At 37.3% G+C, this 14609-nt stretch carries 16 protein-coding genes; 2 read left to right on the forward strand and 14 right to left on the reverse strand.

Annotated features, from left to right (window positions below):
- Nucleotides 1–24: 24 nt before the first annotated feature.
- From LV92_RS02255 to LV92_RS02270, 4 genes are all read right to left on the reverse strand, one after another.
- Complete coding sequence (locus LV92_RS02255) at nt 25–1359, reverse strand: enoyl-CoA hydratase-related protein (protein ID WP_111622042.1); 1335 nt, start codon at nt 1357–1359, stop codon at nt 25–27.
- Between the two features lie 57 nt (nt 1360–1416).
- On the reverse strand, nt 1417–2205 hold the full coding sequence (locus tag LV92_RS02260; protein ID WP_111622043.1) for a glucose 1-dehydrogenase: 789 nt from the start codon (nt 2203–2205) through the stop codon (nt 1417–1419).
- A gap of 64 nt (nt 2206–2269) precedes the next feature.
- On the reverse strand, nt 2270–3013 hold the full coding sequence (locus LV92_RS02265; RefSeq protein WP_111622044.1) for an SDR family NAD(P)-dependent oxidoreductase: 744 nt from the start codon (nt 3011–3013) through the stop codon (nt 2270–2272).
- A gap of 373 nt (nt 3014–3386) precedes the next feature.
- Nucleotides 3387–3890: a hypothetical protein gene (locus LV92_RS02270; protein ID WP_111622045.1), complete on the reverse strand. Its 504-nt coding sequence runs from the start codon at nt 3888–3890 to the stop codon at nt 3387–3389.
- A gap of 261 nt (nt 3891–4151) precedes the next feature.
- Here LV92_RS02270 and LV92_RS02275 point away from each other — a divergent pair, with 261 nt between their 5' ends.
- Both LV92_RS02275 and LV92_RS02280 read left to right on the forward strand, forming a co-directional pair.
- Nucleotides 4152–5654 carry a hypothetical protein gene (locus LV92_RS02275; protein ID WP_146613495.1) on the forward strand — a complete coding sequence of 501 codons (1503 nt, stop codon included), beginning with the start codon at nt 4152–4154 and terminating at the stop codon, nt 5652–5654.
- Between the two features lie 356 nt (nt 5655–6010).
- The gene (locus LV92_RS02280; protein ID WP_111622047.1) at nt 6011–6502 is read left to right on the forward strand and encodes a Dps family protein; all 492 of its coding nucleotides are present in this window, start codon (nt 6011–6013) and stop codon (nt 6500–6502) included.
- A gap of 243 nt (nt 6503–6745) precedes the next feature.
- Here LV92_RS02280 and LV92_RS02285 read toward each other — a convergent pair whose 3' ends face one another.
- The 10 genes from LV92_RS02285 to LV92_RS02325 form a co-directional block, all read right to left on the reverse strand.
- Nucleotides 6746–7777 (reverse strand): helix-turn-helix domain-containing protein, encoded by a 1032-nt coding sequence (locus LV92_RS02285; RefSeq protein WP_111622048.1) that lies wholly within the window; start codon nt 7775–7777, stop codon nt 6746–6748.
- Between the two features lie 25 nt (nt 7778–7802).
- Nucleotides 7803–7949 (reverse strand): lmo0937 family membrane protein, encoded by a 147-nt coding sequence (locus tag LV92_RS22155; RefSeq protein ID WP_111622049.1) that lies wholly within the window; start codon nt 7947–7949, stop codon nt 7803–7805.
- A 60-nt stretch (nt 7950–8009) separates the two neighbouring features.
- A complete protein-coding gene (locus LV92_RS21715) occupies nt 8010–8150 on the reverse strand; it encodes a hypothetical protein (protein ID WP_170126267.1) in 141 nt (46 codons plus the stop codon).
- A 401-nt stretch (nt 8151–8551) separates the two neighbouring features.
- The gene (locus LV92_RS02295; protein ID WP_111622050.1) at nt 8552–11131 is read right to left on the reverse strand and encodes an ATP-binding protein; all 2580 of its coding nucleotides are present in this window, start codon (nt 11129–11131) and stop codon (nt 8552–8554) included.
- A gap of 13 nt (nt 11132–11144) precedes the next feature.
- On the reverse strand, nt 11145–11591 hold the full coding sequence (locus LV92_RS02300) for a response regulator (RefSeq protein WP_111622051.1): 447 nt from the start codon (nt 11589–11591) through the stop codon (nt 11145–11147).
- A gap of 12 nt (nt 11592–11603) precedes the next feature.
- Nucleotides 11604–12167 carry a helix-turn-helix domain-containing protein gene (locus tag LV92_RS02305; RefSeq protein ID WP_111622327.1) on the reverse strand — a complete coding sequence of 188 codons (564 nt, stop codon included), beginning with the start codon at nt 12165–12167 and terminating at the stop codon, nt 11604–11606.
- A 303-nt stretch (nt 12168–12470) separates the two neighbouring features.
- Nucleotides 12471–12791, reverse strand: a complete 321-nt coding sequence (locus LV92_RS02310; protein ID WP_111622328.1) for a hypothetical protein — start codon at nt 12789–12791, stop codon at nt 12471–12473.
- Nucleotides 12792–12994: 203 nt separating this feature from the next.
- Complete coding sequence (locus tag LV92_RS02315; protein ID WP_111622052.1) at nt 12995–13186, reverse strand: hypothetical protein; 192 nt, start codon at nt 13184–13186, stop codon at nt 12995–12997.
- Between the two features lie 68 nt (nt 13187–13254).
- The gene (locus tag LV92_RS02320; RefSeq protein ID WP_031443085.1) at nt 13255–13416 is read right to left on the reverse strand and encodes a DUF1328 family protein; all 162 of its coding nucleotides are present in this window, start codon (nt 13414–13416) and stop codon (nt 13255–13257) included.
- 140 nt (nt 13417–13556) lie between these two features.
- A complete protein-coding gene (locus LV92_RS02325) occupies nt 13557–14441 on the reverse strand; it encodes a mechanosensitive ion channel family protein (RefSeq protein ID WP_111622329.1) in 885 nt (294 codons plus the stop codon).
- Nucleotides 14442–14609 lie beyond the last annotated feature (168 nt).

Consider the following 14609-nt stretch of genomic DNA (forward strand, 5'->3'; position numbering starts at 1 on the left):
TTCGGCAGCAACTGTAATAAAGTGTTATTTGCCTATAAATTTAGCGGGACGCTTTTCCAAAAAGGCATTGACGCCTTCTGCAAAATCGCGGCTCCCAAATGTGGTAACCTGTTTTTCCGCTTCATAAGCAATAGTGTCATATAGATCATGGCCCATGGCATAGAACATATCTTCTTTGGTAACACCAATAGCTAAAGTGGGCAGTTTGGCCAATTCATGGGCCCAATTTTTGGCCGTTTTAAGCAAATCGGAATCGTCCTGTACCAACTTATTGGTGAGGCCAAGATCCAGGCATTCTGCAGCCATTATTTTTTTGCCTTCCACGGCTATTTGTAATGCTTTGCTATATCCTACTTGTCTTGCCAAAAGCCAACTGCCACCGCCGTCGGGGCCTAAGCCTATATTGATAAAGGCATACAAAAGAGCACTGCTTTGGGACATTACCCTAAAATCGCAGGCAAGGGCCAGGGAAGCTCCTACTCCGGCCGCAGTTCCGTTAATTGCGCCGATAATGGGCTTGCGAAGTGTAAAAAGAGTGCGCATCAATGGTTGGTAGGTACTGGTAATATATGCCCTGCCTTCTTCTGGTGTAACTTGGCCGAAGACAGCCATATCCGCACCGGCACAAAAACCTTTTCCGGCTCCTGTAATAACCACTGCGCGAATGTCATCATCCTTACGGATGATATTGATGGCGTTGGTAATTCCGTTCACTACATCGTCTGTAACCGCATTGTATCGTGAAGGCCTGTTAATTGTGATAAGTCCGATATCCCCCTCCTTTTCAAAAAGAACACTCTCATTATTGTTGTTTTCAATTTTCTTTGGGGTGTCTTTTTTAGGTGCCGGATTTGTTTTTTTACTATTTGGGTTTGAATAGGCTTGGGCTATAAATTCGGCTACACAAGCCGGTTTTTCTTCCCCTTTTAGCTCAAATACAAGTTTTAATTTGTATTTGGCCCCGCCTTCAAAAGGGCTGAATTCCATTAAGGACACTCGCGCCCTTAACAAGGCCCCTACCGGGGTGGCATTCATGAACCGCACTTTGTCCAATCCATAATTTACCCCCATTGCAATATCTTTGATCTTGAGGGTTTCAAAGCAGAATTTTGAAGCTAGGGAAAGGACCAAAAATCCATGGGCCACCGTTTTTTTATAGGGGGAATATTTGGCGGATTTTTCGGGGTCTGTATGGATCCATTGCTTATCCTCCGTGGTGCTGGCAAAAGTGTTGATCATATCCTGGGTTATTGTCATCCAATTGGATAGCCCCAATTCCTTCCCTAGGTAATGGGTCAGATCCGACAGCTGTGGAATTTCGGTAGAATACGCCTTATTGATTAGTTTTTCTTCTGCCATTTGGTTTGTTTTATTTCCTTTTAAATTATTTGGTATTTCCTAAGCTTCGTACAATTACTAGTTAAATCCGCCTGCAATCATATGCCCCCCATCGGCCGTAAAAACCGATCCAGTGCAATAGCTGGAAGCATCTGAGGCCAAAAAACAGGCTAGGCCGGCCATTTCGTCCGGTACGGCCATTCTCCCTGCTGGTAAATGACGGGTTACTTGGTCCAATATTTTTTCGTTCTGCCATAGGGCCGAACTAAATTTGGTCTTGATAAGTCCTGGGCAGATGGCGTTGGAACGGATACCAAATTTGCCCCATTCCACGGCCTGTGATTTTGTCAACATAATTAAAGCTGCCTTACTAACACTGTACAATCCTAATCCAACACTTGGTTTCATTCCTTCCACTGAAGCAATATTGATGATACTCCCGCCTCCCCTTTTTTTCATAATCGGATAACATAGATTGGCCAACTGGAATGGTGCCTTGGTATTTATGTCCATTATTTTGTCGAATAGTGAGTTCTCCATAGTATCCAAAGGGCCATAGAACGGATTGGTGGCGGCATTGTTTACTAAGATATCCACAGCTCCATAGGCATTTACCGTTTCCTCTACCAATTTTTTCAATTGGTCTTCATCGCCAACATGGCAGCCTATCCCTAAAGCATCGTAACCTTCCTTTTTAAAATTGTTTGCTACATGTTCAACTGCTTCTTGGCTACGGGAACTAATGACAACCTTGGCTCCGTATTCGGCAAGACCTCTGGCAATAGATTCCCCAATACCTTTACTGGCACCGGTGACAATAGCCACTTTGTTCTTTAAATCGAATTTTTGTTTTATCCTTGTTTGCATCCCACTTTAATTGTTAGAGTACCATTGGTTATGTGAATTATATTAGAGGTCTAAAAGGTTGGTATTACATTGGCATGGCACCACCATTGGCATGTAAGGTATGCCCGCTTATAAATCCGGCTTCTTTGGAGGCCAGGAAGAGATAGGCATGCCCCATATCTTCTGGAGTACCAATTCGCCCTACGGGAATCATCGAAATCCCTGCCTGGATAACATCCTCTGGCATGGAATCTGTCATTTCAGTTTTAATAAATCCAGGGGCAACGGCATTTACAGTAATATTGTATTTGCCAACTTCCCTACAAAGGGAATGTGTAAAGCCTACTATAGCCGCCTTACTGGCACTGTAGTTGGTCTGCCCAAAGGCGCCTTGGAAGGCGTTCACGGAAGAGGCGGAAATAATCCTACCATAATTGGCCGTCTTCATATGGGGTACTACCGCTTTGGCAGTAATATAAAGGGAATCAACATTTACGTGCATAACTTGGTCCCATTCCTCACGACTCATTTTTAGGATAGATCGGTCGCGAATTATTCCGGCGTTGTTAATGAGTACATCTATCTTTCCATAATCGGAGATGACTTTTGCAACAGCCTTGTCAACGGATTCTTGGCTGGAAACATCCACCTTTTGGTAAAATATTCTACCCCCATCCTTGGCAATCTTTTCAGCAGTTTTCTGGCCTTCTTCCAGCACATCCCATAAGGCCACAGTGGCTCCCTCATTGCAGAAGACTTTGCAGATGCCTTCACCTATGCCTCTTGCCCCACCCGTAATAATTACGACCTGCCCTTCTAGTTTTTTCATTTTTCTTTAATTATTTAACTGATTTTACTTCAGTAATTTAAAAAACTTTAAAGACAAACTCTAATGATCAAACAAGTATTATTAATTAACGCATCTGCAATAGCCTTTTAATGCTATTGGGAAATTTCCAATACCCCAAAATTAATTTAAAAATAAATTGAAATATTACTAAGGGAGTATTGACTTGGTTTATAAAACCTTGGAAGGTCTAAAGGGAGAGTACTTATTAATGGAAAAGAGGAATATAATCAAAATAGGTGGCAGCCAGCTATGTGTATTTGAAAAGTGATTATTCCAATTTCAAATCTTGTGGTAAAGCGGTGTGATTAATAAATCCTGGAATCAATTAATTTGACCCCAGGATTTACATTATTTAAAACTGATATCTTAATCCCAGTGCAATATCTAGACCTAAATCGTTATTGTTATAACGATCGTCTCCAAAAGCTATTTCAGGTCTAAAGTCCAAAGAAATTAATAAAGGGATGTCAAAATTATATTCAATTCCTATATCACCAGCGCCAAAAACAAATGTATCGGTATAATCATTACCGTCATTAAAGTTCTTATTGTCGTTAAAACTATAAGATCCGACCCCACCGCCAAGACCAACATACCAATTAAAACCATTTTCAATATTCCATACCCATTGGTGCAAGCCGGCAAGTTTAAATCCATCATAATTTTTGCCATCTCTCCAACCTAAATCCACCTCTAGCCTATGGGTATCGCTTAAACGTGCCTGATAGGAAATCTCTCCACCAAATCCGTCGTTGTCTCCAAGTCTTAATCCTAAGGCATTTTTGGAGATGGATTGGGCGTTGGCCGCGACAATAGTCAGTGTTATAACTGTAAGTAGACTCAATATTTTTTTCATAATTATTTATTGTTAAATTTATTGGCAAGCTTAGTGAAAATATGGCTTCAATAAGACCTCCATCCAACCAAATTATAACTCATTAGATGAAATTGAATTTTAGTGTTCAATTCAGTCAAAATAAAATTTTGTTGGACCAATAAATAAGGTTTAATATTCCAATTTTGTAGCTGATGTTTTTTAAGGATGCTCATGTCAATTCAAATTTTAAAAAATAGATTATTCAAAATTATTGCTATTGCGATAGCCATAATTTTGTCGATGATACTCATCTTGCATATTGTTGTAAAAAAATATATTGTCAATTTCCTTGATAAAAAAATACCCGATCATATACATTTGACTTATAGCCAAATTCAAGTAAACCTTATAACAGGCTCCGTAGGATTAACAAATGTTGGGTTGGATTTTTTGGATAAAGATACCAATATTAAAAAAGCAGGGATGAGGTTGGAAGCTATTGACCTAAAAGACATAGGTTATTACCAGGCCCTATTTGGAAACAAAATAAGCTTTCGTGAAATTCGATTGTTAAAGCCAAAAGCAGAATATTATCAAAGTGAGCATCAAGTTGAAAATAATGGGATTGTTACTAATGACAGTGCCAAGGAGAGAACTTTGTCCATAGCGCGATTGTCCATTGTTGACGGCGAATTCAGGATTTTGGGAAAGGGTGGGGATTCTGCGGTTTTTTCGGTGGAAAACTTGAATTTGTCCCTTGAAAATCTAAACTTGAATAAAGAAACTATAGAACGGGAAATTCCGTTTTCCTATGGGGATTACGATTTGAGCTCAGGGATGATTTATGTTGATCTTGGACCATATGAAGCCCTAACATTGAGCGGTACCAATATCAACAACAAAGAATCTCAACTTATTAATTTATCCTTGAAGTCCAAATATAGTAAGTTAACGCTTTCCAGAAAGCTGGACAAGGAGCATGATTATATTGATTTGGAAATTCCCGAAGTTAGGATGGTCAATTTGGATTTTGGATTTAATGCCGAACGTTTTTTTCTTAACTCCACATTGTTTGCTCTCCAAAAACCAAAAATGGAAGTATATCGCGACAAGCTTGTTCAGGACGATTTTGAACAAAAAAGACTATACAGCCGAATGTTACGCGAGTTGCCCATAGATCTCAATGTTTCTACAGTTGAAATCAACGATGGATATATTGCGTATTCAGAATTGGTAAAAATGGGAACCGTTCCGGGTGAGATTGTATTTGCAGATCTTGAAGCTACGATAAGCAATGTTTCCAATACCCATGAAAATAGAGAAATGACGGAGATAGAGGCCGTGGCCCAACTTATGGGAGAAGCCCCAATTGAGCTTACATGGAATTTTGATGTCCACAAGGAGAACGATGCGTTTTTCGTATCTGGCGTTGTTACTAATTTTAAGTCCGAAAGCATCAATCAATTCCTAAGATCCAATCTGCGTACCGAGGCTGAAGGTGATGTGCAAGAACTCTATTTTACCGTAAGTGGCGACGCCATTAGCTCTAGTGGGGATATGAAAATGAACTATGAAGATTTTCGTTTTACGGTTCTTAAAAAGGATAGAGCGGGAGTCAATAAACTATTGACTTTCGTTGGTAATATTTTTACTAATGACGGCTCCAAAACAGACAAAACTGGCTATAGATATGGCGAAATTTATGCAGAGAGGGATAATACCAAGTCATTCTTTAATTATTTATGGCTCAATGTAAGGGACGGGATTGTAAATACACTTACCGGCGATGGCAAAAAGGAATAATTTGCTGTAAGGATAAGATGAAATTGAAAAAGGATTGGACCTCCTGATTTAGGGGTTATTTTTTTTGTCTTGTAAAAGAATACATCAAAATTGGCATTCTCTTAATCCGGGCAGTGTTCTTATGCCGAGGTAACTTTTTTCCTAAGAAATATACACCCACCTTGTTATTCCTATGGCTGGGCCTACAAGATCCAAATAAGTCTCACGAAGGCTATTTTTTGTTGGTTTATAGCTATGCATTTGAACTTTGTAAAGATTACTTAAATAGAGCAAAGCAAAAAATCGTTTGGATCAATGTTTCCCTAGAAAACGCCCTAACTTGTTGTTATAACAAAAAATAAAATTATTTATATATTATGGAAACAGCACAAGCAACTATCGGAATCAAAAAAGACAATAGAAAAGCCGTCGTGGGAATGCTGGGCAAACTTTTGGCGGACGAATATTTGCTCTATACTAAACTGCGGAACGCACATTGGAATGTGGAGGGAATCGACTTCCATACCAAACACGTTTTTTTTGAGGAAGAATACAATAAGATAGAAAAAATAGTAGATGAGGTGGCCGAGAGAATCCGTATGCTAGGGTTTTATTCTCCCGGGACTTTGAAGGAGTTTTTAGAACTTTCACATTTGAAGGATGAAAGTCCAAAAAGGAACGATAGCTCAAGTTTTATGGAAGTTTTATTGGAAGACCATGTCACCATTATCAAGTTCATTAGAAAAAGTATTAGTGAAAATGCAGAGGAACACAATGACGAAGGTACGGCCGATTTCATTACAGGAATCATGCAATTACATGAGCAGATGTCCTGGATGCTAAGGGCTTCCTTGAAAACCTTTAAATAAGTCAATAAGACTTTGCAAATCATACAACAACGGCGGGAATTTCTCCTGCCGTTTTTTGTAATAAGGATATATGTGGTTTAGGCCCCTAATACCTTAATGGATATTTAAGTTAAGGTATTAGCCCAGTTCAGTCAGGGCAAAGGGGAATGGGCGGACCAAAAGGAATGAGTGTATTTTGGGCTAGCTTATGATAACAAAAAAACCAGTCTTTAGACTGGTTGTGTAAACTAACTTAACTATATATTAGGCTGTGACAGCTATCGGATTTTGATTGTCCTGATAATGCTTTGGGCTACAATTGTATTTCTCTTTAAATATCTTGGAGAAATAGCTTCTGCTCGTTAAGCCTACACTATATACTATTTCCGAAATGTTCAGGTCGGTAGTTTTAATAAGATTTTCTGCCGTCTCTACCCTTACGTTCCTTATGTAATCTGTAACCGTTCTATCGAACAATAGTTTAAATCCTTCCTGTAGCTTCGCTGGTGAATGACCGGATTTCTTACTTAGGTATTTTAGGCTGTATTGAATTTCAGGATAATTCTTAATGAAATGGGATAGCTCTTTTATATCATCCATCTCATCTTTGGTCAAGGATCCGAAATTGTTTTTCGCGTTCTTTTTATCCTCTTTATGTTGTTGAATTTCCATGGCCAAAATAACGTGCACAATACCCTTTATCAATAAATTTCTAACCAATCCTTTTTGATTAATGGTACCTAACTGTTGCATTTTTTCTGCAATCTTAAGATTATAGGATCCGGTATAGGCAAAGATGTTCTCCCCTGCCTTTGGCAAAAAGGTTTTTAACAACTGATTTCTTAGTAGATCGGCATTTTCATCATCTTGGTGAACTTCATGGGTGTCCACCATTATATTGGAAAGTTTCACAGTTTCATTTTTCCTAAAGAATAGAGTGGTATCCTGACTGGGGTCACAGGAAAAAATTCCTGTTTGGAATTGGTTCAGTTGTCTTTTTTCTCCTTTGATTCCGAAACTATGACTGATTTTTCCTTTGGCACAATACATAAAGTGAATAGGGTTGGTAATAGGCATATTATTTATGAGAAGCATATCTTCCTTAAAGACAATGTCGTATTCTATAAAAGATATATTGTTCTTAAAGGAAACTCCGCTTATGACCCCGCTTACTAAATTATTGTGCAATTCTAGACTATACTCCTGTGGGCGGATTTTTAATTTTCCACCTAAGTCTTGTTGTAACTGATTGAATATGTTAGCTATATTGTTCGTTTTAAGATATACAATTTTCATGTTCCCGTATTTTAGAATTATTACTTCATTTGTCTTTGATCACCCTCGCAATAAATAGTACAACTGCAAGAAGGAGGAGGAGATGTATTATTATGCCTATGTTGAATATAAAAAAGCCGATAGCCCATAGAAAGAGCATTATTATTGCGGCGATAATCAACATTTTCGACATATCCTGTTTTATGATAATTAAAAGGCCTCCTTGGTCTTCCGAATTAAATAAGTATTGAACTTAGTTTGATTCTGAATTGCTATTGGTCATGCCCATGATAAAATTATCTGGGAGGTCATAATTTCTGTTGTCTTTGGAATCCAAAGTCCAGCTTTTTCCAATTTTTGAATTCAGTTGATATGGTTCTGTCGTCTTTTTCATGTAGGCTGTCTTTAAATGTCTTGTTGTGTTTAACAAAGTTCGTTAATGAGCGTTCCTTTTATGTTATACAATTTTTATATTCTGTTATATAATTCCACGAAATGACCCTTATTTCATTAATTGAAGCAATATTTTAATGGGTTGAATCAATGCTTAAGACGAATTTTAACTGCAGTTTAATGGAATTTCGAGCTCAGGTTAGAGTGCCTAAGACTAGGTATTCTTCTTAATAAAGGGAATTACAGGTTGGACTCGACCTTAGAGTAACTTTATACTTATTACGATTTAATGGGTATAATAATTAGGGAAATAATCAACTTTTACAAGGCCTAGCTCTAGTTGTTGGTTTTGTTAACGATGCCTACTGGAGAGGAAAATTGCCCAGAGGCAAAAAATCCTATTTAGACAGGTAAATAAATAAAGAAAGTAGCTCCTTTGTTTACATGGCCATGGGCCACAATATGCCCTTTGTGTTTTTCCACAATCTTCTTGCAAATAGCCAACCCTATTCCTGTACCCGAATATTCGTTTTTTTGATGAAGGCGTTGGAATAGTTCAAATATTTTTTGGGCATTTGCCTGTTCAAAGCCAATTCCGTTATCCTTTACGGAAATGCAGTAATATTCCTTTGTTTTTTTATTAAAATTATCAGGAATTGAAGTGCTTTCCATTTTCTTGCAGTCGATTTCTATTTTTGGAGTATTTTGAATACTGTGATATTTGATGGAATTGGAAATAAGGTTGTTGAAAAGTTGCTCTAACTGAAAGGGGACACCTCTTACCTCAGGAAGATCACCAATAACAAATTCTACCCTGGATTCCCTAATAGGGGCCTCCAGATCTTCCTGTACTTTTTCCAATACCAGATTCAGGTCTACTTGTTGAAAGTCCTTTTTCTTCTTGCTAAGTCTGGAATAGGATAATAGGTATTTAATAAGGGTCTGCATCCGGTTGGCAGAAGATTGTACTTTATCAATGTACTGTGTTTGTTGTTCCGTAAAATTGGAGGAATTGGAATCAATTATCCGCGAAATAAACATCTGAATTTTCCTTAAAGGCTCCTGAAGATCATGACTGGCAACGCGGTTAAAAGATTCCAATTCACTATTGGTGCGTTTTAGTTCCAAGTTCTTGTCCTTCAGCTTTTGTTCATTTTTTAGTTCTTTAGTAATATCCTTTACCACTCCAATGAATTCGGTCTTTAAAAAATGACCTGTATTCTGAAGATATTTTACCTTTCCATTTTTGGTGATAATGCGGTAGGTATAATGACTGATTATTTTTTTCTCCAAGGCCTGGTTAATTTTTTCGTCATAAACCTTAAGGTCTTTGGGATGCACAAAAGGTCTGTAATTTTCAGGTGCTGGTTTAAACTCCATGGGTTCACAACCCAATAACCTGAAAAAATTATCGGACATGGTGGCCTCTTCAGTTTCAATGTTCCAACGGTAGCTACCAATTTTGGCAACTGCCTCAGCATCATTTAAAATAGAATTTTGTACCATTAATTGTTCATTGAGCTCCAGTAAGCGTTGTTTGGCATTAATTATCTGAGTGCTATCATAGGAAGTAAGGGTGATACCATCGTTCAGTTTATTTATGGTAGTATGGACCCAAACGCGTTTTTCTTTTAAAGGATATTCGGTTTCATGTGTTTCTATGGTTCCATTGTTGGCGCATTTTACCATAAGGTCGTATAATCCCGTTTCGTGGACAAAGGGATAGATTTTGGAAATGGACATTCCAATCACTTCATCTACCTGTTTTCCGGTAAGGTTCTCACTTTCGGTATTGGTGAATAAATATTTAAAATCTATTATTTTACCATTGGCATCTCTCTCGGTAACAAGATGGCTAACAGTGTTACTTGTACTTTCAAGGATGTTGTTCAAAAAAGACTTGGTTTCTATCAAGTTATGGTTCTGCTTTTCCAGCTGTTCGTTCAAATCCTTTAAATTTCGCGTAAACTCCCTTTCCGAGGTGGTATCGATGGAAGTGGTTAAAACACCTTCCTCCATTTTTACGGCAGTGGTCCTGAACCAAAACTCATGGCCATTATAATGAAAATGTTTTTCGAATTTACGGGTGGTCCCTTCATTAATAACCTTGGTCAACTCTTCAAAAATGCCATTTTCAAAGTTAATGGGAACTAATTCGGACATTTTACTCTGTGCTATTCGGTTGGGTTTTCGTCCGAGGACCGACTCTATTTTGTCATTGGAAAATACAATGGTAAAATCTTCTACTTCCCCTGCAATATTATAGATAGGGGTGAAATAACTTATAATATTGTCCGTACTGCCCAAAATATTTTGAAGGAATTTCTCCGCAGTAGCCGTTTTTTTTCGTTGGGAGTTGATCTGAAGAAATGAAATAATGAAGATAAATAACGCAAACATACCCAAGAGCAAAGTCATTAGGGGCGTAAATAATATTTGCGATCTATATTCTTCCTTACGCTTTGCTAATTGTATCTGCTTTTCTTGATACATTTGGTTCCTGAGCAGATTTAACTGGGTAATGGATTTTGAAACCCTGTTTATTTTTTCTCTATCCTTGGAAGAATAATTTGTTTTTTGAAATGGGATATTTGCTATTATTTTTAAGGAACTATAAAGGCTATCCTGCCAAGATTGTACCGAAAGTAGAATTTTCTGCTGTATAGCATTTTCTTGGGTTAGTTCCTTGAGTTTTAGGAATGATTCCTGTACTTCCGGTTTGTAATTTTCAAAGGAAGCAATACCTAAAGTGTCCTGGGAAAGCAGATTTTTAAGCTCGGTGGATTGCATTTGGGCATAATAGGAAAAAAGCTGATTAATTTCCATGTCCACTTCCAAGGTATGGGAAACCATATCTGCCGATTCTCCAAGTTGTACTATTTGCTTGTAACTAATACTTCCGAGAAACATGAGAAGGGCAATGGCCAAAATAAGGGATACGGCAAGTACTTTTGGAGACGATGTTATTTTTCTTATTGGCATGCCTTAACTCCCTTTAGATCCTTAATAAAAAATTATCCTTGTTCAAGGCCGAGGTGTGGTATTGCCAGTTGAGCTGTAAAACTTTTTCAATGGCTTGTTTTAGAGCCCCAAAGTTATTGGGCTTATTAATGTAAATATTGGCACCGTTCACAAAGGTTTCTTCAATATCGGATTCAGAAGAGGAGGTTGAATATATGGCAACCAATAGGTCCTGAAGTCTAGGGTGGTTTCTAATTTCATTGAGACATTGCATTCCATTCTTGATGGGCATGTTCAAATCTAGAAATACTATTTCCGGTAAAATCACATTGGGCAGGGTCAAGTAATCCATCAACTCCTTGCCATTGTTAAAAAGGGATAATTTGGTCTTAATTTTTATTTCGTTCATGGCTTCCTTGAACAATGTTCTGTCATCTTCATCATCATCGGCAAGGGCTATGTTTAGGGAATGTAGGGGCATATTTTGGTCTGGTTATTTTTGGTTTAAGGCTCTTTCTTTCCGCTTCAGGATTATTTTCTGAAAAGTCGAGGGAGTAAGTCCGGTCGTCTTTTTGAATTGGGCCGATAAATGTGATACACTGCTATAGTTGAGCTTATACGCTATTTCCGTTAAGGTTAGGTTATTTTGGAGGATTAAACTTTTGGCGAAATCTATTTTTTTTAGAATTACAAAGTTCTCGATTGAAGAGTAGGTGGCTTCAGAGAATACCGAGGACAAATAGGTATATGAATAATCCAGTTTTTCAGAAAGATAGGTAGAGAAATTATAAAGTTTAGGATTCTCTTCATCATTTATCCATTCTGAAACAGAATCTTTAATACGTTGTACCAAGGCCATTTGTTGATCATCCATAATTTCTATGCCATAATTTCCCAAGAGCGAGGCCATTTCCTGATCTTCCTCATCTGTTGGCCTTCTATCAAATTCAATTTCCCCAACACCATGAATGGTATAGTTCATTCCCAAGGCGTCCAGTTGTTCCTGTAAAACAGCTTTACAGATAAGGTTAAAATCAAATTTCAGATAGATTCTCATTAATTGCATATAATATGGGCCTGTGACATCGATTCCTATAAACTTGGGAAAACAATGTAGGCGTTATACACAAAGATGATGAATTTTTAATTTCAATTAAACTGCTCAGTGAATTTTTTATCAATATTGGCTTATGCCTATGTATTACTAATTGATATTGTAGGTGACTTCACAACTACCTATATCTTTTAATTGTTGTGTAGTGTAAGATGTGTTGATAAAGCCTAATGCACAACATGAGTTAATAGGAAAACACTTTCTTCTCTTCCCAGATGAGATTGCTTTATCAAGCTTTGTTTAATTTTATTTTGCCATGTAGTTTTCTTTGGGGATTTCCTTAAAAAATTCGGCCGTTTCAATATTGCTGGATGGGCTATAATTGGCTAATACCGTGCCTTTACTGCCGTCGTTTGTTTCGACAATATACAAGATGGACATGTCGGACGGATTGCTCATACCTTCGAAGCGATATTCCTTCAAAATGGTAACATTTTCGGGCTCGTACCCAATTTTTGTCTTCAAATCGATCAATTTCATGTTATCTACACGGTAGTTGCCCTTAAAGCCCTTTTTTTGATATTCGTCTATAATTTCTTTTTCGTTCTTGGCAAATTCATTCTTCATTTTCATATTTTTTAAATTAATAACGGATTATATTTTTAATTGAGTCTTTGGTAAAAGGCTCCTATGTTGAGTGCAACCACAAGCCATTGGTTATAACGTTTCCCCGGGTATGTTCATTTATTTCGTAGTTGAAATAAGAACGGACAAGATCCGCAAAGGAAAATGTCCGTTCAAAACAAAATCTAACCAACCAAAGAGAATTTTTAATTGTCGTCTGTGGCGTCATCTATTTCATCTCCAATTTCTTCCACACCTTCCTCAATGTCGTCACCTACCTTTTCTATTCCATCTTCAATTTTCTCACCTGCAGTTTTTTCTTCCCTGCAGCTGGTAAAGGTGGCCAATGAAACAGTAAATAGTAGAGCGAATAAGAAGTATATTATCGATTTTTTCATTTTTATAGTTTTAGGATTATGTACATAGTGTACTTAAAGTTTTATTAATTTTTAAAAAGCTGTCTTGATTAGATCTTACTTCTTCCTGTAAATAAGGATATTACAAAGAGAATTAAGAAAATAAAAAATAAGATTTTAGCAATACTGGCAGCGCCTGCTGCTATTCCCCCAAATCCGAAAATTGCGGCAATTATTGCTAATATTACAAATGTTACTGTCCATCGTAGCATGATATATGTGTTTTTTAGGTTAATACTATAAATTGTTCTTTAAACAATTTCTAAAACAAATCTCGGGATATTCAATCACATTGTTTAACGTTATCACGTTAATGGTTAACACAGATGACTTTGTTGTAACTTGTTTTGATTCAATTGTTTGTAGGGTTGTTGAATTTGAAGTTTTCTGGAAAATCCAATGTTCGTATAGGGAAGGGGATATTAATGCTGTTATCGTCAAATGCTTTCTTAATGGCTATCATGGCGATGGTTTTGGCCTTTAGCACTTCTAGTGAGGAGGTAGATTTGATCCAAAAGCGAGTTTCAAAATTAATGGAGCTATCTCCAAATTCGGTATAGAGAAAAATTACTTCCTTGGCATTTTCTACGTTGTCAAAATTGGAGGAAATAGTCTTGCAAACTAGGTCGCGAACAAATTCCAAATTGGACGAATAGGCAACTCCGCACTTAAGGATTACTCGTGATTGTGCTGTTGTCGAGAAATTTCTTATGGGGTTCTCCAAAACCAATTTATTGGGTATATAAACCAAATTGTTGTCCGATTGTTTTATGGTTACAGCCCTTAGATCTATATCTATCACCTCACCCTCATAATCATTACTCTCTATCCAATCCCCAAATTTAATATGCTTTATGTAGGACAGTACTATACCGGAATAGGTGTTGGCCAAGGCACCCTGTAAAGCCAGGCCTACAGCCAGACCGGCTACCCCTGCACCGGCTAAAATTGTATTTAGCGTTTTGCTTAGGTCCAAGATCCCAAGCACTAAAAATAGCCCTGTTAGAATGACCAGAACTGAAATTAATTTGGTGATTAAATTCTTCATGGATTTCTGTAAACTACTTTTCGCCAATAGTTTCCAGGTAAGTTTGGTAAAATATTTGGAAAGTAGAATTACGATGGTGAATACGAGAAGTGCTAAAATGATATTGGGCAAATTCACTATTAAACTGTCCACCCAAGAAGTCAGTCTATTGATCATTTCCGCCCAGGCCTCGTCTATCTTTAAATCCATAACCATAATTTTAGTTGTTGTTCTAAAAGTTAAGAAGATTTTTAGGAATAACCCCATGATTCTTAAATATACCGATGTAAAAGAAATTGTTCCAATAAAAATGGTTCCGATAATAAAGTGTATCGGAACCATTAATTAACAACCAACCTAACCATCTAAATTGAATTA

The sequence above is a fragment of the Arenibacter echinorum genome, from assembly GCF_003259375.1.
GTDB classification, from domain to species: Bacteria; Bacteroidota; Bacteroidia; order Flavobacteriales; family Flavobacteriaceae; genus Arenibacter; species Arenibacter echinorum.

What these genes read in the sequence shown, in the direction of transcription:
- LV92_RS02325 (WP_111622329.1), bottom strand. Translation starts at nt 14,441, where the DNA reads ATGGATTTAAAGATAGACGAGGCCTGGGCGGAAATGATCAATAGACTG.
- LV92_RS02310 (WP_111622328.1), bottom strand. Translation starts at nt 12,791, where the DNA reads ATGAAGAATGAATTTGCCAAGAACGAAAAAGAAATTATAGACGAATAT.
- LV92_RS02280 (WP_111622047.1), top strand. Translation starts at nt 6,011, where the DNA reads ATGGAAACAGCACAAGCAACTATCGGAATCAAAAAAGACAATAGAAAA.
- LV92_RS02270 (WP_111622045.1), bottom strand. Translation starts at nt 3,890, where the DNA reads ATGAAAAAAATATTGAGTCTACTTACAGTTATAACACTGACTATTGTC.
- LV92_RS02255 (WP_111622042.1), bottom strand. Translation starts at nt 1,359, where the DNA reads ATGGCAGAAGAAAAACTAATCAATAAGGCGTATTCTACCGAAATTCCA.
- LV92_RS02295 (WP_111622050.1), bottom strand. Translation starts at nt 11,131, where the DNA reads ATGCCAATAAGAAAAATAACATCGTCTCCAAAAGTACTTGCCGTATCC.
- LV92_RS21715 (WP_170126267.1), bottom strand. Translation starts at nt 8,150, where the DNA reads ATGAAAAAGACGACAGAACCATATCAACTGAATTCAAAAATTGGAAAA.
- LV92_RS02265 (WP_111622044.1), bottom strand. Translation starts at nt 3,013, where the DNA reads ATGAAAAAACTAGAAGGGCAGGTCGTAATTATTACGGGTGGGGCAAGA.
- LV92_RS22155 (WP_111622049.1), bottom strand. Translation starts at nt 7,949, where the DNA reads ATGTCGAAAATGTTGATTATCGCCGCAATAATAATGCTCTTTCTATGG.
- LV92_RS02300 (WP_111622051.1), bottom strand. Translation starts at nt 11,591, where the DNA reads ATGCCCCTACATTCCCTAAACATAGCCCTTGCCGATGATGATGAAGAT.
- LV92_RS02315 (WP_111622052.1), bottom strand. Translation starts at nt 13,186, where the DNA reads ATGAAAAAATCGATAATATACTTCTTATTCGCTCTACTATTTACTGTT.
- LV92_RS02320 (WP_031443085.1), bottom strand. Translation starts at nt 13,416, where the DNA reads ATGCTACGATGGACAGTAACATTTGTAATATTAGCAATAATTGCCGCA.
- LV92_RS02260 (WP_111622043.1), bottom strand. Translation starts at nt 2,205, where the DNA reads ATGCAAACAAGGATAAAACAAAAATTCGATTTAAAGAACAAAGTGGCT.
- LV92_RS02285 (WP_111622048.1), bottom strand. Translation starts at nt 7,777, where the DNA reads ATGAAAATTGTATATCTTAAAACGAACAATATAGCTAACATATTCAAT.
- LV92_RS02305 (WP_111622327.1), bottom strand. Translation starts at nt 12,167, where the DNA reads ATGAGAATCTATCTGAAATTTGATTTTAACCTTATCTGTAAAGCTGTT.
- LV92_RS02275 (WP_146613495.1), top strand. Translation starts at nt 4,152, where the DNA reads ATGATACTCATCTTGCATATTGTTGTAAAAAAATATATTGTCAATTTC.